Source organism: Burkholderia sp. IO2, assembly GCF_029522185.1.
Taxonomy (GTDB): domain Bacteria; phylum Pseudomonadota; class Gammaproteobacteria; order Burkholderiales; family Burkholderiaceae; genus Burkholderia; species Burkholderia cenocepacia.
This window is the reverse complement of sequence record NZ_JAKWFH010000036.1, coordinates 53,069-72,978: the sequence shown is the minus strand read 5'-3', so window position 1 is coordinate 72,978 and position 19,910 is coordinate 53,069. Positions and strand designations below refer to the sequence as shown.

14 protein-coding genes, 2 pseudogenes and 1 other annotated feature are annotated in these 19,910 nt (G+C 65.1%); of the genes and pseudogenes, 9 read left to right on the top strand and 7 right to left on the bottom strand.

Annotation, left to right across the window (positions count from 1 at the left end):
* Nucleotides 1-2 precede the first annotated feature (2 nt).
* The 7 genes and pseudogenes from MMB92_RS22610 to MMB92_RS22585 all read left to right on the top strand — a co-directional run bounded on the left by MMB92_RS22610 (nucleotide 3) and on the right by MMB92_RS22585 (nucleotide 5,768).
* Complete coding sequence (locus MMB92_RS22610; RefSeq protein WP_077056230.1) at nucleotides 3-419, top strand: Imm70 family immunity protein; 417 nt, start codon at nucleotides 3-5, stop codon at nucleotides 417-419.
* Between the two features lie 55 nt (nucleotides 420-474).
* Nucleotides 475-1,065: a suppressor of fused domain protein gene (locus MMB92_RS22605; protein ID WP_230878158.1), complete on the top strand. Its 591-nt coding sequence runs from the start codon at nucleotides 475-477 to the stop codon at nucleotides 1,063-1,065.
* Nucleotides 1,066-1,182: 117 nt separating this feature from the next.
* Nucleotides 1,183-1,947, top strand: a pseudogene (locus MMB92_RS22600) (IS3 family transposase); the annotation flags it as partial.
* Nucleotides 1,388-1,504, top strand: a sequence feature (AL1L pseudoknot). It overlaps the preceding pseudogene by 117 nt.
* Nucleotides 1,948-2,074: 127 nt before the next feature.
* Nucleotides 2,075-3,430, top strand: a complete 1,356-nt coding sequence (locus MMB92_RS22595; protein ID WP_084750149.1) for a nitrate regulatory protein — start codon at nucleotides 2,075-2,077, stop codon at nucleotides 3,428-3,430.
* Nucleotides 3,431-3,764: 334 nt separating this feature from the next.
* The gene (locus tag MMB92_RS22590; protein WP_048989026.1) at nucleotides 3,765-4,607 is read left to right on the top strand and encodes a formate/nitrite transporter family protein; all 843 of its coding nucleotides are present in this window, start codon (nucleotides 3,765-3,767) and stop codon (nucleotides 4,605-4,607) included.
* A gap of 17 nt (nucleotides 4,608-4,624) precedes the next feature.
* Nucleotides 4,625-4,746, top strand: a pseudogene (locus MMB92_RS35305) (ABC transporter substrate-binding protein); the annotation flags it as partial.
* Nucleotides 4,747-5,207: 461 nt separating this feature from the next.
* The gene (locus MMB92_RS22585) at nucleotides 5,208-5,768 is read left to right on the top strand and encodes a hemerythrin domain-containing protein (protein WP_006492112.1); all 561 of its coding nucleotides are present in this window, start codon (nucleotides 5,208-5,210) and stop codon (nucleotides 5,766-5,768) included.
* A gap of 296 nt (nucleotides 5,769-6,064) precedes the next feature.
* On the opposite strand, the gene glmS is transcribed toward MMB92_RS22585, so the two are convergent.
* The 7 genes from glmS to MMB92_RS22550 all read right to left on the bottom strand — a co-directional run bounded on the left by glmS (nucleotide 6,065) and on the right by MMB92_RS22550 (nucleotide 15,954).
* Nucleotides 6,065-7,882, bottom strand: coding sequence for a glutamine--fructose-6-phosphate transaminase (isomerizing) (gene glmS / locus MMB92_RS22580; RefSeq protein WP_006490513.1), 1,818 nt, complete (start codon nucleotides 7,880-7,882; stop codon nucleotides 6,065-6,067).
* Between the two features lie 49 nt (nucleotides 7,883-7,931).
* On the bottom strand, nucleotides 7,932-9,020 hold the full coding sequence (locus tag MMB92_RS22575) for a hypothetical protein (RefSeq protein WP_196445972.1): 1,089 nt from the start codon (nucleotides 9,018-9,020) through the stop codon (nucleotides 7,932-7,934).
* Nucleotides 9,021-9,112: 92 nt separating this feature from the next.
* Nucleotides 9,113-11,251: a polysaccharide deacetylase family protein gene (locus MMB92_RS22570; RefSeq protein WP_059721271.1), complete on the bottom strand. Its 2,139-nt coding sequence runs from the start codon at nucleotides 11,249-11,251 to the stop codon at nucleotides 9,113-9,115.
* Nucleotides 11,252-11,584: 333 nt separating this feature from the next.
* Nucleotides 11,585-12,355, bottom strand: a complete 771-nt coding sequence (locus tag MMB92_RS22565) for a hypothetical protein (RefSeq protein ID WP_048989024.1) — start codon at nucleotides 12,353-12,355, stop codon at nucleotides 11,585-11,587.
* Between the two features lie 13 nt (nucleotides 12,356-12,368).
* Complete coding sequence (locus tag MMB92_RS22560; protein WP_006490613.1) at nucleotides 12,369-13,382, bottom strand: YaiO family outer membrane beta-barrel protein; 1,014 nt, start codon at nucleotides 13,380-13,382, stop codon at nucleotides 12,369-12,371.
* Between the two features lie 10 nt (nucleotides 13,383-13,392).
* Entirely contained in the window at nucleotides 13,393-14,388 is a 996-nt protein-coding gene (locus MMB92_RS22555) for a polymer-forming cytoskeletal protein (RefSeq protein WP_062884618.1), read from the bottom strand.
* A gap of 3 nt (nucleotides 14,389-14,391) precedes the next feature.
* On the bottom strand, nucleotides 14,392-15,954 hold the full coding sequence (locus tag MMB92_RS22550; RefSeq protein ID WP_058901331.1) for a glycosyltransferase: 1,563 nt from the start codon (nucleotides 15,952-15,954) through the stop codon (nucleotides 14,392-14,394).
* Nucleotides 15,955-17,132: 1,178 nt separating this feature from the next.
* Here MMB92_RS22550 and wecB point away from each other — a divergent pair.
* Nucleotides 17,133-18,350 carry a UDP-N-acetylglucosamine 2-epimerase (non-hydrolyzing) gene (gene wecB, locus MMB92_RS22545; protein ID WP_196445973.1) on the top strand — a complete coding sequence of 406 codons (1,218 nt, stop codon included), beginning with the start codon at nucleotides 17,133-17,135 and terminating at the stop codon, nucleotides 18,348-18,350.
* A 299-nt stretch (nucleotides 18,351-18,649) separates the two neighbouring features.
* Nucleotides 18,650-19,660: a zinc-binding dehydrogenase gene (locus tag MMB92_RS22540; protein ID WP_230878159.1), complete on the top strand. Its 1,011-nt coding sequence runs from the start codon at nucleotides 18,650-18,652 to the stop codon at nucleotides 19,658-19,660.
* Nucleotides 19,661-19,910: the final 250 nt, after the last annotated feature.

Genomic DNA, 19,910 nt, shown 5'->3' with positions numbered 1-19,910 from the left:
ACATGTCAGTTGGCGTACGAGTCGGATCGATAGTTGACGAGGTCGGAGCATCGAGCTTTTTTAACTCGTTCTTTTCCACAATCTGGGGGCTCTTGGAGTCCAACGGTCCGGGAACCAAGTTTCCCGTTATATCGAAAGAGTTTTATGAGGGGCGTGTGCCAGCGGAGCACGTTGGGCAGGCGCTAGAGGAGTTGAAGAAAATTCGTGAAGAGTTGAATAATTTTCCGCCCTCTTCGGTAATATGGGATTATGAAGATCGAACCAAGCAACCTCCTTGGGGGGCGGATATTAGTTCAGATATTACTTCGATGGGTAATTACTTTGTATCTAGTACGGGGCGCGATTTGTTTGATCTGTTGATTGAAGCTTTTGATGATGCGCTGAAGAATAAAGCGGATGTTGTGATTGAAGAGATTTAGTCTATCTCGTTTACGCATCGTGCTTCAACCGTGAGCGCTCATCTCGAATCGTGACATGACAAAAGGCCCAATTTCTGCTGGCCGAAAAGCTGTGGGGCGGCACGCCTTGTCGGTGTTCGACGGCATGCCCAAGGTGCTGGAATATCTGCACGATGACTTGCCCATGGCGGTCGACGTACTCTCAGTCGCGGACTCGCCTGACCCCGATCTCGTGTCTTACAGCACGATAGGTCTCTTTGAGACTGCTCTTGGCGGCGAGACGGAGTTAGGGACTCGTGTTGAGTTGTGTGGTGCAATGCCCGCTGATATTGAGCACTGGCCAAATGTGCTTGCGTTTGCTGCTTTTGCGCTAATGCGATCACGGTGGGCGGTGATGCCAGGGGGCGTGCTGGAAGGGTATGTCGCGGAATGCTACAGCGACACGTTAGTCCCACATCTGTATCTGACAGCACCGTTTCTGTGGAATGACGGGCATTTCAAGCAACTTGACTTGGAGAGCGGAGAGAAAGTCAATTGGTTGCAAGGAATCCCTATTTCTGATGCAGAACTTGAGATCCTCCGCACGCGCGGGGATAGTGAATTTGAAGATTTGCTTGAACAAGCGGATGTAGATGTATTTGACTTGTATCGATCTTCGTTGAAGTAAAGCTACGTTTGCCTGCAAAGCCGTTTGGGCCGGTTCGCGCGTCCAGTCGACGGAGCTCAGCATCTGCGCAGCTACGACTCATCTGTCTGGGCAACCTAACGCCTGCGCTTCGCCGCCGAACATCCGGCGATGTGGGCAGCGGTCGAGTCGATTGCGCCGATGATTGGGTGTACGCCGCAGACGCTGCACGAATGGATCAAGCGTGATCAGGTTGACCAGGGGAGCGCGATGGCGTGACCACTGACGAACGCGAACGGCTGAAGGCCCTGGAGCGCGAGGTCAAGGAACTGCGTCGTGCCAACGAGATTCGCAAGGTTGCGAGCGCGTTTTTTGCCCAGGCGGAACTCGACCGCCGTTTCAAGTCCTGACGGCGTTCGTCGATCAGCATCGCGACACCTTCGGGGGCGAGCCGATCTGCAAGGTCTTGCGGAGCGCCCCGTCGGGCTGCCGATGCCATGCGGCACAGCTTCGCGATCCGTCCAGACGCAGCGCCCGCGCGAAACGCGATGAGATTCTGCAACCCGAGATCAGGCGTGTCTGGCAGGCCAACATGCAGTCTATGGCGTGCCGAAGGTCTGGAAGCAGATGAACCGCGAGGGCATTGTGGTCGCGCGCTGCACGGTCGGTCGGCTGATGAAGCTGCAAGGTCTGCGTGGTGAGGTTCGCGGCAAACGGATTCGCACCACGATCGCCGACAAGAGCGCACCGCGCCCGCTTGACCGGGTCAACCGGCAATTCAACGCGCAGCGGCCGAATCAGCTCTGGGTGTCGGACTTCACGTACGCTTCGACGTGGCAAGGCTGGCTTTACGTCGCGTTCGTGATCGACGTATTCGCCCGCCGTATTGTTGGCTGGCGCGTCAGTTCGTCGATGACCACGGACGGCGCCAGATAGATCGCCTTGTTGCGGACCGCGCCTTCGTCACGAATCTTGACATCCAACGCGTAAAAATAACGAATATTGTCCGCACTACACTGAACCGAGTCCCTGTCTACGGTCAGTATTCACCATGCCCGCCACTGCCCTGCAATTCGCGCTGCTCGCCAAGCAGCAGGAAATCGCGTCGCTGCGCCAGCTGGCCGAGCAGATCGAATTGGTCGACCTGCTCGGCCGCCTGATCCATGCGCTGCAGCGCGAGCGCGGCGCCACCAGCATCTATCTGGCGTCGAGCGGGAAGCGCTTTGTCGCCGAACACGCGGCTTCGCGCGGCGAATCGGCGCCGCTCGTCGCGCAGTTGCGCGAGCGCCTGGATCGGGAGCTGACGCCCGCACGCGGCTCGACGTCGCGCCTGCTGTCGCTGATCGCCTGGGTGCTGCTCGACCTGGAATCGCTGGATGTGCTGCGCGAACAGATCGACCATCTTGCGCTGTCGGCGCCGGATTCGGTCCAGGCTTTCAGTACCGTGATCGGCGGCCTGGTAGAGCTGATTTTCCAGTTTGCCGATAGCGGGGCGGATCCGTCGGTGTCGCGCATGCTGATTGCCCTCGTCCATGTCGTCGAGGGCAAGGAAGAAGCGGGACAGGAACGCGCCGTCGGTGCGCACATGTTTGCGGCGGGCTCGTTTTCGGCGGACCAGCAGCAGCGCCTGCTGTATCTGATAGCCGCGCAGGAGCGCAGTCTCGAAGTCTTCGCGAGCTTCGCAAGCACGGCGCAAAACGCATGGTGGGAAACCCGCCTGACGGAGCCGCACATGGCGGCGCTCGAGAAGCTGCGCCGCGTACTGTGCACGGTGCACGCCGGCGATGCGCTCGATGCCGGCCTGAGCGAAGCATGGTTCGACGCCGCGAGCGCCCGCATCGATGATCTCTGGCACCTTCAGATTGCACTGACGCTGCAGGTGCAGGAAACGTGCGACGCGCGAATCGACGACGCGCACCGAACGCTGCGCGACTCCGAGCGCCTGATGGCGCAGTTGCGAAACAATCCGCCCCCGCATATCCAGGCGCTCGCCCAGTTCTTTGCCGGCGATCCGTTGTCGGCGCGCGCGGCGGTTCACGAGCTGCCGGGACGTCTCTCCGGCTCCGACCCGGGGACGCTCGCCAGCCTGAAATCCCTGCTGGAGGCGCAATCGGCGCGACTGGCCGGCGCGGAGGTCGAGCTCGACGCGGCACGTCGAGCGCTCTACGAGCGAAAGCTCGTGCAGTGCGCGAAAAATACGCTGATGACGCGCTTCAGCCTGCGGGAGGACGAAGCGTATCGGATGCTGCAGAAGGCGTCGATGGACGGCAATCGGCCGCTTGCCGATATCGCGGAAGACGCGCTGACGTCGCCCGAGCGATTCGTCGACGAGCACGCGCAGACTTCCGTGCGACGTCGTATGCAGCGAAGCGCGCCGGAGACACCGCACGACGACGGCACGACCTGACCGGAACGCACCGCACCGCGCTTCACGCACCACGGCGGCGCCCGAAGCGCGTGCACGAAGTGCAGTTCGCACCGCGCGAGTGCGATTCGCTGCGTTCGGCTGCGGCCTTTCCCTCCGGCATCTCGCGTCCGGCCGGCTTGCATCGCGATATCCCCGCCACTGGTATGAAAGTTGCAAACATCTCGCTCGTCGGGCTAATGGCGGCCTGACGATCACGCCATGTCGAACCGTGGCGGCCGATCACGTGGATAACAGCGTCCGCGCCAGGCACTCGCATGTCGAGCGAGTGCCTGGCGCGTTTTTTTTTGCCCGTCCAACTTTGCGAGCGCATACCATGGCCTACCTCACACCCAACGAATTCGTCACCAGGATGGTCGATGCCGGTGAATCGAAGCTGTCGATGTCGACCCGCGATACGCTGATTCGCGCGTACATGGCGGGCGCGATCCTCGCGCTCGCAGCCGCCTTCGCGGTCAGCATCACCATCAACACCGGCAACGCGCTGGCCGGTTCGCTGCTGTTTCCGGTGGGATTCTGCATGCTGTACCTGCTGGGCTTCGACCTGCTCACCGGCGTCTTCACGCTCGCGCCGCTCGCGGTGATCGATCGCCGGCCCGGCGCGACCTGGGGTGGCGTGTTCCGCAACTGGACGCTCGTGTTCTTCGGCAATTTCGCGGGCGCGCTGACGGTCGCGCTGTTCATGGCGATCATCTTCACATTCGGCTTCTCGGAAGCGCCGAACGCAATCGGACAGAAGATCGGCGGCATCGGCGAAGCACGCACGCTGGGTTATGCGGCGCACGGCGCCGCCGGTATGCTCACGCTGTTCGTGCGCGGCGTGATGTGCAACTGGATGGTGTCGACCGGCGTGGTCGCCGCGATGATGTCGACGTCCGTACCCGGCAAGGTGATCGCGATGTGGATGCCGATCCTCGTGTTCTTCTACATGGGCTTCGAGCACTCGGTCGTGAACATGTTCCTGTTCCCGTCCGGCCTGATGCTCGGCGCCCACTTCACGATCGTCGACTATCTGCTGTGGAACGAGATCCCGACGGTACTCGGCAACCTGGTCGGCGGGCTGGTGTTCGTCGGCGCGGCGCTGTACAGCACGCACTACAAGACCGCACCGAAACGCGCGCCCGTTTCGCCGGTGGGTGTCGTCGCGCGCAAGGCCTGATCGCGCTGCGCAAGCCGCAACCGAACGCCGGCGACGCGCGGAAACGCACCGGGGGCGGGCGAGCTTCACGTCGGCGGATGCGCCGGGGTTGATCTACGACGCGATCACGGTCACGCCGACGAGTGTTGCCGCGCGCCGGACAATCGCCCTGCAGCGTGAGCGGCCGGCGCGCCGCGAGTGGTTCGGCGAGCGACTCGTGGAGGCGCCAGCTAGACGCGTCACCTGGTCGCGCGTGGTGTCGACATCACCCGGCGAAGTGACAACGTAACTTCGCAAACGGTGACGACTTTCTTTGGGGCTATGCAGCGGGCGGCTGTCGAGACACTCACAAAAATGCGCTCAACGTTACAACCCGCGTAGGGATGTGCCGAGCGTGCCATTTCGTGGTTGATGCCCAAGGCGGAACGTCTCTGCTCCATGGCCGGGAACCGCCTGACTTTTCCGATTCTTGCCACGATGCGACCCGCCCTGTGGCGCCGTAACCGTTGAGCATGGATCAAACCTTGCCTTGACGAGTGCGGCGTCCGCCCCGTTTTCGGGAGCAGGTGCAAGTTTTGCTCCAGTGGCTGGCCGTTATCCACCTTTAGACAGAGGCCAGCCATGGCGAACACGAACGAGACGCAGCGCCACAAGCATGACCGCGATGAAGCTGACACTCCGTCAGCGACCGGCGCTATCGCGCTACTTGAGTCTGACCATCGTGCGGTCGAAAAGCTGTTCACGATCTTTGAAAAAACCGCCGACGAGGACCTCGATGCCAAGCACGCGCTCGTTAGGCGCGCCTGCGAAAAATTGACCGTCCACGCGATGATTGAGGAACAGATTCTTTACCCAGCTGCGCACGATGCGCTGTCCGGCGGCCCCCAAAAGGATGTCGACAAAGCCTACGTCGAGCACTTTCTCGTGAAGACGCTCATCGAGAAATTCGAAACCCTCAAGCCTGGTATGGAAGGGTTTGATGCCACTTTCGCGGTGCTGATGGAAAACGTCCGGCATCACATCAAGGAAGAGGAGACGGAGCTCTTTCCCGAACTGCGCTCATCGGGACTCGACCTTGTCGGACTTGGACTCAAGCTCGCCGAACGAAAGGCGCAGCTGGAGGCCCGACTACCGAAAGACGCGGGCGACCGGACTTGGCCGATGACCCGGATATTTCAGTAGTTGCCAGCGAAAAGGACCCGTGCCGTGTCGCGCGGGCACGGGCAATGTCTGAAGCGTACGCGGTGCGGGATGTCGCTGCAGATAGGCTGAACCCGCAGCGAGGATTCCTGCGTTCGGTGCCAGTCGACGGACCCTGAAGCCGCTGCCGGTTTCGATGCCAACTCGCAAGGCGAGGTCGATCCATCTCGATCAGTGTGACGCCGTGCGTTCTTCTAACCCGTGGGTTACACGTTCGAATCGTGTAGGGCGGGCCAGTTTGTGATCTTCGCGGCTTCGCGCCGGATTGCGCAAACGAATCACTCCACCGTCACCGATTTCGCCAGATTCCTCGGCTTGTCGATATCCGCGCCGCGCAAGCACGCCGCGTGATACGCGAGCAACTGCAACGGCACGACGTGCAGAATCGGCGACAGCAGCCCGTAATAATCCGGCATCCGCAATACCGACACGCCTTCGCCGTTGTCGATCCGCGTATCGGCATCCGCGAACACGTAAAGCTGCCCGCCGCGCGCCCGCACTTCCTGCATGTTCGACTTGAGCTTTTCGAGCAGCGCATCGTTCGGCGCGATCGTGGCAACCGGCATCGTATGCGTGACGAGCGCGAGCGGCCCGTGTTTCAACTCGCCCGCCGGATACGCTTCCGCGTGGATATATGAAATCTCCTTCAGCTTCAGCGCGCCTTCGAGCGCGATCGGGTAGTGCAGCCCGCGCCCGAGAAAGAGCGCGTTTTCGTGCTGCGAGAATTCCGCCGCCCAGCGCTCGATCTGCGGCTCCAGCCCGAGCACGTCCTCGAGCGCGCCAGGCAGGCGCCGCAATTGCGTCGTATAACGCGCGAGCTGCGCGTCGTCGACGTAGCCGCGCAGCCGTCCGAGCGTGACGGCGAGAATGAACAGCGCGACGAGCTGCGTCGTGAACGCCTTGGTCGACGCGACGCCGATTTCAGGGCCGGCGCGCGTCAGGAAGCGCAGGCCGGTCTGGCGCATCATCGCGCTGGTCGGCACGTTGCAGATCGCCAGCGTGTCGATGTGACCGAGCGCCTGCGCGTACTTGAGCGCGGCGAGCGTGTCGGCGGTCTCGCCGGATTGCGACACGCTGACCACCAGCGTATTCGGCATCGCGAGCGCGTCGCTGTAACGGTATTCGCTCGCAATCTCGACCTGCGCGGGGATGCGCGCGATCGTCTCGAGCCAGCGGCGTGCAGTCAGGCCCGAGTAATGGCTCGTGCCGCACGCGAGGATCAGCACGTTGTCGATCTGCTCGAACGCGCGCGCGGCGTCCGGGCCGAATACGGCCGGGTCGAACAGCCCGGCATCGGGAATGGTCGCGGCCACGGCCTGTGGCTGCTCGAAGATTTCCTTCTGCATGAAATGCCGGTATGGCCCGAGTTCGACCACGCCCTGCGCGGACGAGACGGTCTGTATCGCGCGTTCGATCGGTGCGCCGCTGCGATCGAGCACCCGCACGCCGCCCGGCGTCAGCTCGACGATGTCGCCTTCCTCGAGAAAGATGAAGCGGTCGGTGATGCCGGCGAGCGCGAGCGCATCCGACGCGAGATAGCATTCGCCGTCCTTCACGCCGACGACGAGCGGCGAGCCGGCGCGTGCGCCGATCAGCCGTTGCGGCTCGTGCTTGCTGAACACCGCGATCGCATACGCGCCGTGCAGCTGCGAGGTCGCGTCGCGTACGGCGGCGAGCAGGTCGCCGCGATACTTGCTGTGGATCAGGTGCGCGACCACCTCGGTGTCGGTCTGGCCGTCGAACTCGTAGTGTTCGTCGGCTAGTTGCTTGCGCAACGTTTCGTGATTCTCGATGATGCCGTTGTGCACCAGCGCGATCTCGTCGCGCGAAAAGATCGGATGCGCGTTGCAGGTTGCCGGCGCGCCGTGGGTTGCCCAGCGCGTGTGCGCGATGCCGGTGCTGCCGGTCAGGCCGGCGCTGCGCACGTGCGCGTCGAGATCGGCGACGCGCGACATGCTGCGCTCGCGGCGTGCCTGGCCGTTGACGACCGTCGCCACTCCGCATGAATCGTAGCCGCGATATTCAAGGCGGCGCAAACCTTCGATCAGAATCGGGACGATATCCCGTTGCGCGACCGCGCCGACGATGCCACACATGACACGTCTCCTTCCCTGTAGATTGCCCCGGACCGTGCGCACGCGTGGATCAGCGTGACGCGGTCTCCGTTGTCGCCGCCGTCGTGAAGCCGCATTGAGCGGGCGCGACCGGGTCGGCCATCCGGCTTTCGAATGCCAGGTAAAGCGCCTCCTCCAGTACGTTCCAGTGTGCGCCGTGCCGGTACGGGCCCGATCGCGCATGCCAGCACGCGACCGTGTTCCAGTCGTTCATCTTGAATGCGACGAGTGCGATCAAGCCCCACGGATAGTCGGAGCCGGCGAGTTGCAGCCAGGTCTTGCCGTACTTCTGCATCCACTGCGCGTAGATCGTCTCGTTCGATTGTTGGGGAACCTGAATGCCGGACAGGAGCGGAAAGACCTGCGCGACTTTCGCCGGATAGAACGTCGTGTCGCTGATGCGCTGCGTGCTCGCGCGAAAGCCGGACTGTGTGCCGCGCCAGAACACCTTCAGGATCGCGGACGCGAGCCGGTCGGCGCGCTGAGTCCACGGGCCGGCGCGGGCAGCGTCGGCATGCCGGACGTAATACGCGGCGAGCGCCTGGAACGCGCTGTGCACCTCGACGTTGTCCATCAGCAGCGCGACGTGCAGCGTCGACGAGATCTGATAGACGCCTGCGGGCTTGCTGAGCAGCGCGTCCAGATGCGCGGCCGCGCGATCGAGGCTGAGTTCCCATGCGGCGGGCAGGCCCTCGGGCGGCGCGAAGCGGGCGAGCAGTTCGATCCAGGTCGCCATCATCGCATCGTCGGCGTCGGCTTCGGCGCATGAGCTGTACTGGCCGCTCTTCACGCAGTAGCGATCGAAACCGCCGTCCGGACGCTGGCGCGGCAGCAGCCACGCGATCCATGCGAGCGCGGCCCGATGTGCGTCGAGCCCGGCATCCTCGGCGCCGAGCAGTGCCTTCGCCGCGAAATAAGGATCGATGCCGGCGCCGTTCAGGCGCACGGTGATCGCCCCGTCGGGGCGTTGATAGAGTCCGTTGAGCTGAAGTTCCGCGGCGCTCGCCTGCAGCGCGATGCCGCACGCGGCGACACAGCAGGCGACGCGCCACAGGCGGCATAGCCGGGCGGTGGCCGCCACGCGTGCGCGTGCGGCCGGGAAAAGCGCGGGCCGGTTCATGATGGGGGGCTCCTGCGCGATGGTCCTGCGCAAATCCCGCCGGGCGCGGCGTTGGCCGCGTCGCGCGCCGACGGGGGTGTCGATGTCGTAACTCAGTGCACCTTGGCGCTGGTGAACTTGAGACTGGTGCCGCTGTTCGCGGTCACGAGCCAGTACGTCGAGTCGGTGATGACGACGCTGCCGAAGCCTTGCGTGATGATCGGCAGTGCGAATCCCTTCTTCGGCAGCAGCCACGTCATGTTCGCGAGGCTGGTCGGATGGCTGGCGGCGAACGCCCAGCCGCTGCCCGTGTCGGTGGCCGACCATGTGACGTTCAGGCGTGCACGATCGAAGGTCGTGATGTCGGTCATCGTGTACCACTTGAACTGACCCGTCAGTTTCAGCGTATTGGCTTGCGAGAAGATCGCGGACAGCGTCGACGTGTAGGACGATGCGCCGAGCGGGTGCGCATAGATCAGCCGGCTCGTGCGGTTCGCGACGACGAAGTTCATCAGCGACGCGTACCAGTTGTTCACGTCGGCAGTCGGCACCGCGTATTGCTGGAACTCCTCGAACGTCGCGTACTTGCCGAACGGCATCACGGGGTAAGCCCACAGGCCCGGGTTCAGCAACGCGCCGTTGCGGTAGGCGCGGGTCGGTGCCGAGCCGGTGTGGCCGGTGAAGTAGTAGCCATTGAAGCCATTGCTTTCGAGCCAGTTGACCGACCAGGTCGGGGTATTGCCTTCCGGTGCCGCGTACTCGACGTCCGGCTGACCGGTCGCGGCCTGGACGGCCTGGTGGTTCATCACGAGGTACTGCGTGAACGTACTTGCGTTCGTTTCGCTCGCATTCGCCCCCCAGTAATCGTGAATCCAGCCGCCGTGGCTGCCGACGCGATGGCCCTTGGTCACGAAATACCTGAGGAGATTCTGCGCGGTCGGGTTGTTCGCGAGGTTGATGCCGTTGCCGTCGCCGAAGGCCGCTTCATCGGGGCCCGCCGTGATCACGAGCGAGAACGGCCCGTTGTTCCACACGCCGAGGCTCTTCAATTGCAGTGCCGGCTGGATCTGGTCGCCCGCGCAGAAGTGCCAGTTGAACACGAGGCCGGCCATCGCCTTCGGCAGCGGCGACAGCGACGGCAGGTTCAGCATCTGCGTGCCGAAATAATGCAGGTAGCCGTGAATCAGCATGCCGTCGGTCTGGCCGTCGAGGTAGGCGAGCGGCAGGTTGACGAACAGCACGCCGCCGTTGCCGTACGTGTTGTAGCCGGACACGAGGCCGAAGGTCGGCGAGGTCAGGATCGTCGTGCCGGTGTACGTGCCCTGCGTGACGAAACTCGGATAGGTGAGGAAGCCGTACACGTAGCCGGAGATGCCTTCGAGCGTGTCGGTGGTGGTGGCCAGCGTCGACGCGAGCGTGTTGGCCGTCTTGCCGGTCGACGTGCTCAGGAGCGAGTTGGCGGTATACGTCGTGGTCTTCTTCAGCTTGCCGGTCACGGTGCCGGTCAGCTTCGGCGGCGTCTGGCTCAGCACGCCGCTGCCCGTAGGCGGCGTCGCGTACTGGAACCAGGCCCCGTGGTTGTAATTGGCGAGGCCGCCCGGATTCGACGGGCTGGCGGCCAGAAACAGCGTGCTGCCCGACGTCGAACTCGTCGACGTGCCGGCGGTGCTGGGCGATGCGAGCGCCGTCGCGGTCGTGGTGGTCGACGACGTCGTGGTCCACGCCATCGACTTGCCGGGCGGCACCTGGAGCGTGCGCAGCCAGCTGCTCATGCCGGTCACGTTGCCGAGGCCGATCATGTTGCCGCCGTATTGGTCATACAGCACGTAGTCCACACCGGCCATGCTGCTGAAGCGCGATTTCGGGCTGACGTAGAAGCCGGCCGAATTCAGCACGCCGAAATCGTAGACGAGCATCACCTTGCCGCCGTTCAGTGCGTAGTTCTGAATCGCGGTCACGAGCGTGTCGTCGGCCGTCGTATGCACCTGATCGGGCAGGATCAGGCCCGGATACTGCGACAGCGACGCGCCGGCCGCCATGAACTGGCTGTCGGTCATCACCTTGATCTGCAGCCCTTCCTCCTGCGCGCTGTCGAGCCAGGCGGACACGCGCGAATCGGGCAGTGTCAGCGTATCGGGCACCAACAGGAGAAGCTGGTTGGTGGCCGCCCGAACGCCGCCCGGACCGAATGCGAACGCGAGCGCGAACAGCGCGAACAGGATCCGCAAGAACTTGCCTGACTTTGCCAACATGGTGTGCTCCTCGCTCAAGGAATGGGGCGTGCGGCAGCCGTGATGCGCGTGCCGCCAGGTCGACCAATCCAGCCCCGTAGACGTGTGCGGCTGTCCGGTTCGTCGGGTATCGAGCGGTGCGTGCCGACAGCGGCCGGAACGCGCGAATGCGCCGGTGTGCCATGCTGTCTTCGCCGATGAGAGGACTCGATGCGACGCATTGGAAGAAGCGAACAACGTGCCATTGGCGCAGGAGGCCCGGTACTGCTGGCTTCTTGCGATGCGGGCCGGGCGGTGCGTCCGGAAACACGGCGGAATCGTTTCATCGCTGATACGGCGCGTTCGAACGCGCTATCAGCAGACGGAATCGCGATCGCGCGTCAGTGCGCCGGGCCAGCTTGCGCAGTAGGTATAGAGCGTGACCAGCAGGCCGATCAGCAGCGGCCCGCCGAGCAGGAAATAGCAGAACGGCAAGAACAGCAGCGAGCCGTGATGGATGATCGTCGCGTGCAGCAGCATCACGAACGGCAGCGCGAACACGAAGTAGCCGAGCACCAGCAGCGATGCGACGGCCTTTTGCAGCAGCGAGAAATCGAGCGGGTAGTACAGCGCGGCCATCACCAGCGGGATCAGCGCGATCGCCGCGCCGTGCAGCACGAACATGTCGCGCAGATGCAGTGGCGGCACATACGGGAACGTGTCGGGCGCGAGCCAGAAGTACGCGCAAATCAGCAGCTGGGTGAAGCTCGCGATACGTAACAGATATGCAACAGGCAGCCAGCGTGTCCGACGGACGAACGAGGCGGCGAAGCCGATCGCGCACAGCGCGGCGGTGGCCAGCAGCAGCGTGCCGCCCGGCAGGCGGGCCGCGACGTCGATCGACAGCAGCGGCACGCGTGGCGCGTCGGGTGGATAACCGAGCACGATCACGTGCAGCGCCGGATCGATCTGCTGCGCGCCCCATGCCATGACCGCGCGCCAGTAGCGCCACGCCAGCGGCAGTCCGAACCACAGCGACGCGTACAGCGCGGGTGTCAGCAGCGCGATCGACGACAGCCAGCGCTGCGGGTACGCGTGGGTGCGCAGCGAACGGTCGACGGGAGGACGGACGGGATGCGTGGGCATGGCGTCCGCCCGCTCACCAGCGATAGAACACGCTGAGCTCGCCGCCGATCCGTGAGTAGTACGGGTTGTGGTAATAGTCGAATTCGAGTTGCGTGCCCCACTTGCGCGTGAACCAGTAGCGCCATTTCGCGGTGATCTCGTGGCTGCGGAAATCCGCGATCTGCGAGCCGGACCCGGTGACCTGATACGCTTCGCGGCCGAACCCGCCGCGCAGCACGATCACGCTCTTGCCGACTTCGCCGTAGGTGACGGCGCCGTAGTACGCAGGTGCCTTGACCGAGCCCGGTGAATCGACCGTATAGTTCGCGCCCGCCTCGAAAATCCACTTCGGCAATGCATACCAGATCACGCCGGCGTGATAGAGCTGATCGCGGTGGCCGCTGCGGTTCCATGCGTAGCCGGCGCCCAGCGACACGACCAGCGAACGATCGGACAATAGCTTGCGGTTGAGCGACAGGTCGACGCGCGCGCTCGGCAGGATCGTGCCCGACGTGGTGCCGGAAAAGCCGATTCCACCGAACCAGTCGGGCCCGAGGTTCTGCACGTAGGTCAGCGCGCCGAGCTGCGTGTTCTCGCCGAAGCGGTGCAATTGCGCCAGTTCGCCGAGCACGGTGCGCACGCCGTCCTGATAGACGCCGCGCAGATGCACGCCGTACCAGTCGCCATAGCCGTGCGTCAGGTGCGCGCTCGAATAGCCGAGCGACAGTTCGGTGTGCGATTCCTGCGGCGCCTGCGCATGTGTGACGATGGCGTCGGGCAGCGGTGGCCGGTTCGTATCCTCGGGCGTGAACTCGGCGAGCGGCACGCCGTCCGGCAGGCCTTCGGCGTCCACGCGCACGAACATCGATTCGTCGCGCATCCGTGGCGTGATGACGGTCGCGGGGTCCGGGGGCTGCACGGCGGGCACGGCGGCGGCATCGTCCGGCTGCTCCGCCAGCGCCGCGGGCGCGCCGAAGGCGACGCCGCACAGCATCGCGAGGGTGGCAACCGGCACGCGCGGGCCGCGATGGCTGGGGCGATCGGACATGAGGCGCTCCTTAACGGGATGTGTGGAACCAGCCGCTGCGCCACGCGACGAGATCGCCATGCACGCAGGCATGATTGACGACCGAGACGTCGCGCGCGCACGCGCTGACCGGATGACCGGCGACGCCGATGCGCGCCCCCGTCAGCCGCAGCAGGCCGCCGGCCGACACGACGCCGTCGATGCAGCTCGCGTGGGCGAGCAACACATCGTCGCGCGCGAATACCGCGCCATGCAGCAACGCGTGGCGTTCGAGCTCGACGCGATGCGCCTTGACGCTGCCGCGCAGCACGCAGCCTTCGCCGAGTACGAGCGTGCCTTCGACGATCAGGTTGCCTTGCACGACCGTGTGCGCGGGCAGGCGGACGTCGCACGGCACCAGGTAACGGCCGTGCAGGAAGCGATGCGGCAGCGACGCGAAGTGGCGGGTCAGCGAGATCGCGCGGCGCGGGGCGGCCTGCGGGTCCGCGGGCCGCGCGCCGGGCGCCGCGCCGAACACGAGCGGCTCGCCATACAGGCACGCGAAGCCGCCGGCGCCGTGCAGATGCACCGTGTCGCCGACCACGACGCCGCGCAGTACCGCGCCGTCGACGTCGATCAGCGGTGCATGCGCGAGCGTGCCGATCGTCGCGCCGGCACGAATGTCGATGCGCTCGTCGGCGAACGCGTACGCGGCCCGCGCGCCGTCGTCGAGCGTGATCGTGCGATCGGCGTAAAGCACGTCGTCGCGATGTGTGTCCCGTGCGACGTGGATCGCGTCCGCATGCTGCACGGCCAGGCCGAGCGCTTGCCACGGCGGTGTGGCGGCCGCATCCGCCGACGGCGTGCCGGCCGCGTGCGCGCGCAGCGCGTCGTGCCAGCGCGCGGCCAGCAGCGCCTGATCGACGAATGGCCCGTCGCCGATCGGCAATGCTGCGACGTCGCTGCGCCGGATCAGTTCGTGCAGCATCGGCAGGAACGGCAGGGTGAGCACGCCGGCCACCGGCACCATCACATTGAAGGTCGTCATCGCTCATCGCTCCGGTTTCAATTGCCGGCGAAAACGCTCGGTCTTGTCCCATTTCAGTTCGCGGCGGAACGCGGCGTCGAGCGCGAGCCCCCATAGCGCGGCGACGACCGCCGCAATCGTCACGCAAAAGCCGACGACGTTGACCGGTACGAGCCGCAGGCGCGTCGCGCGGCCGTCGAGCCGCGCGGCGACGACGATCTCGAAGAACACGCCGAAGTTGCCGAAGGTGCTGAACGAGAACAGCGCGAACAGCGACAGGAGCAGGCCGAGCGCGGTCGAATTGACGCCGTTGAACAGGTAGAGCGCGAGCGCGGCGCTCCACGCGATCGCGAGCAGCGCGGGCATCGTGAACACGCCGAGCAGCAGGGCGCCGTCGAGCCGGCAGCGCCGCGAGATCAGCGGATTGCGCAGCACCGGCAACAGGTAGCGCAACATCGTCTGGTTGTGCCCCTTCGCCCAGCGCGTCAGTTGCCGGGCGCGGACGGCCCAGCGCTCCGGTACTTCCTCATAGCATTCGGCGTGGTTCAGATAGACCGTGCGCCAGTCGCTCAGCAGCAGGCGGTAGGTCATGTCGGTATCTTCGGCGAGCGTGTCGTCGCACCAGCCGCCCACGGCGTCGAGCGCACCCTTGCGGATGCCGCCGACCGTGCCGCCGTACTGCGGCACCAGGTCGAGATTGTTGCGGGCTTGCTGGTTGACCTGGTAGCCGCCCGCGCGCTCGAGATCGAGCAGCCGCGCGAGCAGGTTGCTGTCCGCGTTCTGCGGCACGACGCGGCCCATCACCGCGCCGACTTCCGGATCGAAGAACGGCGCGACGAGTTCCTTCAGCAACCCCGGCCGCGGCAGGTAGTCGGCGTCGAATACCACCATGATGTCGCCGCGGATGAAGCGCAGCGCATCCTTCAGCGCGGCTGCCTTGCCCGGCTTGCCGGTCTCGCGATGAAACGGCTGGATCAGTTCGGGCGCGAGTGCGCGGACTTCGTCGATCAGCACGCGCGTGTTGTCGGTCGAGCGGTCGTTGACCGGGATGATCGTCAGCCGGTCGCGCGGGTAGGTCGTGGCCAGCAGCGCCATCAGGCAATCGACGATGACGGTTTCCTCGTTGTGGGCGGCGACGAAGACCGTGAGCCGCGGCCAATCGCCGTGGGTCATCGCGCGGTAGGGCGCGTGCTGCGGCTTGAACAGGCGGTCGAGGCTGAACAGGTAGTGCCGCGCGGCATACCCGCACGTCAACAGCGTGAACAGCCACAGGTACGCCACGCACGGCATCAGCAGCAGCTCGGGATCGAACGTGATGCTCGGCGTGCCGGCCGGCGGCGGTTCGAGCGACGCATCCGGATCGGGCGAGGCCGGTGCGGCGAGCGAGAACGTCACGCTGTCGAGCGCGGTGCGTTCCATTGCGAGCCCGGTGTTTGCCGCGTTGGCGGCGTTGACGGCGGGCACGCCGAACCGGACCGGTTCGGCGATCGCCTGCGATGCGGTGTCGCGGACGATCAGCGAGCAGGCAAGCACGATCAGCAGCAGGATGCCTTGTTCGCAGAGTGACGCCGCCCGCGTTTTCTTCATGTCCTGGTCCCCGTGCCCGCGACGACGACCGATGAGAGCTGAAGGCGCTCCGTGGATCGCGCGGACGTCAATGGGAAGCCGTGGCGCGTGGGTCGTGGCGGGCGATTGTCGGTCGCCCCGGACGAACGCGTCGCGTCGCCTCCCGGCTTCGTTGCTTTGGCGTCCCCGTCTGTCTGCTGCCGTGCGAGTGCTTCGGGACGCACCTGTCTGACATTAAGCAAGGCGTGAGCCATCTGTCGGGATGCCGCGCGCAGCAAGGATCGACGCGAAGGAAGCGAATGCGGAAGTCGCGCGGGCGGCGGGTTTTGATTCACTGACGAATCAGTGTGCACGCGTCGCATTCGACCCCATACGGTCGGTTGCGTGCGTAGAGCACCTCGCACGGCGGGGGGCTTCGCATCCATCGGTGGCGCCTTGCCGGGTGAAGCTTGCATGACTGATCGTCGCGCTTCATTCGTCGCACGCGCGTTGGTGTGGTGATCGAAACCGACGCCGGTTTCATGTGAGACAAATAGACCGGACTCCGATGTATTTTCCGGTTTTTGGCCGCGTTACACATACGCAACATTTCCCGCGCACCGATTCGTGTGACGCAAGCGCCGTCGCGTGTCGGAGAAATCCTGCGCGTGCGTAGGTGGCCGACGCTCGCGTGCGCGCCGCACAGTGCACAGACGAAAGTGGCGAATCGAGATGACGCAACGCGCGTCGAAAGATGCCGCAGATTCGCTGCGTCTCGGTGGTTCGACATGCGTGCACGATTCGTCGGACGACGTCGTCAGACGGATCGGTTGAGCGTCCGGCTGTTTATCGTTGTCGTGTCGATCCGGCGAGGCGAGCGCCCGTAGCAGTTGTGAAACATTCCGCAACACGCCGTCCGCACGCGACGGCCGCTGAGCGAAGCGGGCCGGGATGCGGGCCCGCTGGTTTGAATATTGCTGTAGTGGGAGGACGTAATGCTCGACACAGCGAGGAACCGCTCATGACGTGATCGATCCAGTGCAACGGGACGCCGGTAGTACGACGATTCGCGCGGCCCGGACCGCGCGGACGAGGTGGCGCGCTCGCCCCGCAGCATCGCCGCGTGTCGAGCGCGTGCGAGTACGCGATGCGCCGCCCGAATACATGCTTCGCGCCACGTGCAGGATCGCCAGGCGCGCAGTGGCTAAACGAGGACAACGATGAAGAAGATCTTGCTTGTGTTCGGGACCCGGCCGGAGGCCATCAAGATGGCGCCGCTGGTGCGCGCATTGAAGGCGCAAGCGGATGTCGACGCCCGCGTATGCGTGACCGCGCAGCATCGCGAAATGCTCGACCAGGTGCTGACGCTGTTCGACATCAAGCCCGACTACGATCTCAACCTGATGCGGCAAAGCCAGACGCTGACCGACGTGACGACCGGCATTCTCCAGGCGATCGGCATGGTCTTCGACGAACTGCGGCCGGACGTCGTGCTGGTGCACGGCGATACGACGACCACGCTCGCGGTCAGCCTCGCGGCGTTCTATCGCTATCTGCCGGTCGGGCACGTGGAGGCCGGCTTGCGCAGCGGCGACATCTGGTCGCCGTGGCCGGAGGAACTGAATCGCCGCGTGACCGATGCGGTGTCGTCCTGGCATTTCGCCCCGACCGGGCAGGCGCGCGACAACCTGCTGAGCGAAGGCGTGCCGGGCGGCGCGGTCTCGCTGACCGGCAATACCGTGATCGACGCGTTGCACGAGGTCAAGCGCATGCTGGATCGCACCACCGCGCTGTCGGACAAGGTCGCCGCGTACTTCCCGTTTCTCGAACCGTCGCGACGCGTCGTGCTGATCACCGGCCATCGCCGCGAAAGTTTCGGCGAACCGTTCCGGCATTTCTGCGACGCCCTGTGCACGCTGGCGAACCGCTATCGCGATGCGCAGTTCGTCTATCCACTGCACCTGAATCCGAACGTGAGGGAACCGGCGCGCGCGCGGCTCGGCGACGTCCCCAATATCTACCTGATCGAGCCGCAGGAATATCTTTCGTTCGTCTTCCTGATGTCGCGCGCCTATTTCATCATCACGGATTCGGGCGGCATTCAGGAAGAAGGGCCGGCGCTCGGCAAGCCGGTGCTGGTCACGCGCGAGACGACCGAGCGGCCCGAGGCGATTCAGGCCGGCACCGCGCGGCTCGTCGGCACCGATCAGGACAGGATCGTATGGGAGGCGTCGCGTCTGTTCGACAGCGAGAGCGCTTACGAGGAAATGTCGCGCGCGAGCAATCCGTACGGTGACGGCCATGCGAGCGAGCGGATCGTTCACGCGCTGATGCGCACGCCCGGCGTGCCGACGAAGACGACGAGTTTCTCGATGGGCGCTGCGGAAATGCCGTTCAACGCGCTCACGCTCGGATTGCAGGCATTGCGGTCGCCGTGAGGAAGGGCGCGCGGTAGCGCCTTCCGGCGCGTTCGACGCAGGCGTCAAGCATCCGGTCCGGCCGCGAGGTCGGCCGGATGCTTGCCTGTGCGCGACCCGGAACCCATTTTCCCGATGCATTCAAAAGTGTTTTCGCGGGAAGCCTCTTTCGCGAAACGGCGCCGCGCACGGATACTTCAGCGGATATCCCACCCGCATCTTCCGGAAATCGCATCGACGCGACGAAATCCGATGCGGGCTCCTTGCACTTGCACGCGATCGCCGAGCGCCCGTCGTGTGTCACACCCTGCCATTCCCCCATGACTCAATCCACTCATCAAGCCTCGTTGCCGGCCCGCTATCGCGCGTGGACCTGGCAAGGCAGCGGGCATCCCGCGCAGTTGCGTCTCGAACAACGGGAAATGCCGGGACTGAAACCCGGCCAGGTGCTGGTCCGCAATCACGCGATCGGCCTCAATCCGGTCGACTGGAAAGTGCTCGGCGGCGCGCTCGTGAACTGGCGCCCCGGCCATGTGCCCGGCGTCGATGGCGCGGGCACGGTGGTCGCGGCCGCGGACGACGCGATGCGCCACCTGCTGGGTCGCCGCGTCGCCTATCATCAGGCGCTCGGCGAGCACGGGAGTTTCGCGGAATACACACCGGTTGCGGCCGGCGTGCTGCTGACGGTGCCCGACACGCTCGATTTCGAAACGGCGGCGAGCGTTCCGTGCCCGGCGCTGACCGCATGGCAGGCGCTCGAGAAGGTGCCGTGCCGCGCGGCGAGGGAAATCCTCGTGAGCGGTGCAGGCGGCGCGGTCGGCAACTACCTGGTGCAGATCGCCGCCGCTCGCGGGTTCGTGGTGTCGGTATCGAGCCACGAACGACATTGGGAGCGCCTGCGCGAGCGCGGGGCAAGCCATTGCCTGCCGGGTCCCGTCGATGCAACGATCGGCGCGATGCCCGAACTGGCCCGGCGTTTCTATGCGGTGTTTGACAGCGTCGATGCGCGGCATGCGGCCTGCTGGGCACCTGCCGTGGCCGCGAACGGGCATATCGTGTGCATCCAGGGGCGCTTCGACACGCCGCCGCTACCGCCGTTCACGTCGAGCGCGTCGCTTCATGAAGTCGCGCTGAATGCGTTGCACACCTATGGCGACGATGCGGCGTGGCTCGAGACGACCGCGGCGGGCAGCATGCTGCTCGCCGGTATCGCGAACGGCCGGATGCAACCCGAAGCACGCGTCACCGGCGACTTCGGGAAGTTGCCGGCGCAACTGGAAGGGCTGCGGGAGCGGCGGTTCTCGGGCAAGCCGGTGGTGCTGGTCGACTGAAGGAGCGGTCGGCGCGTGGCGCGATCGGCCGGCGACGCATGCCGTTTCCGGCCGAATTCCCGTGCCGTTTGCCTGAAACGCTCGAACCGCGCCGATCCGACATCAAATCCGAAATGGCTCGATAATGCGGACGGCGATTCATGCGGACGAGCGGCTGGCCGGAATGGCGTCGAAAGGTTGCGCGGGCAACCGGCCGACGGCATCGTTCGCAGCATCCGCCCGGCCGTGCCTGCACGCGACACGGTCGACG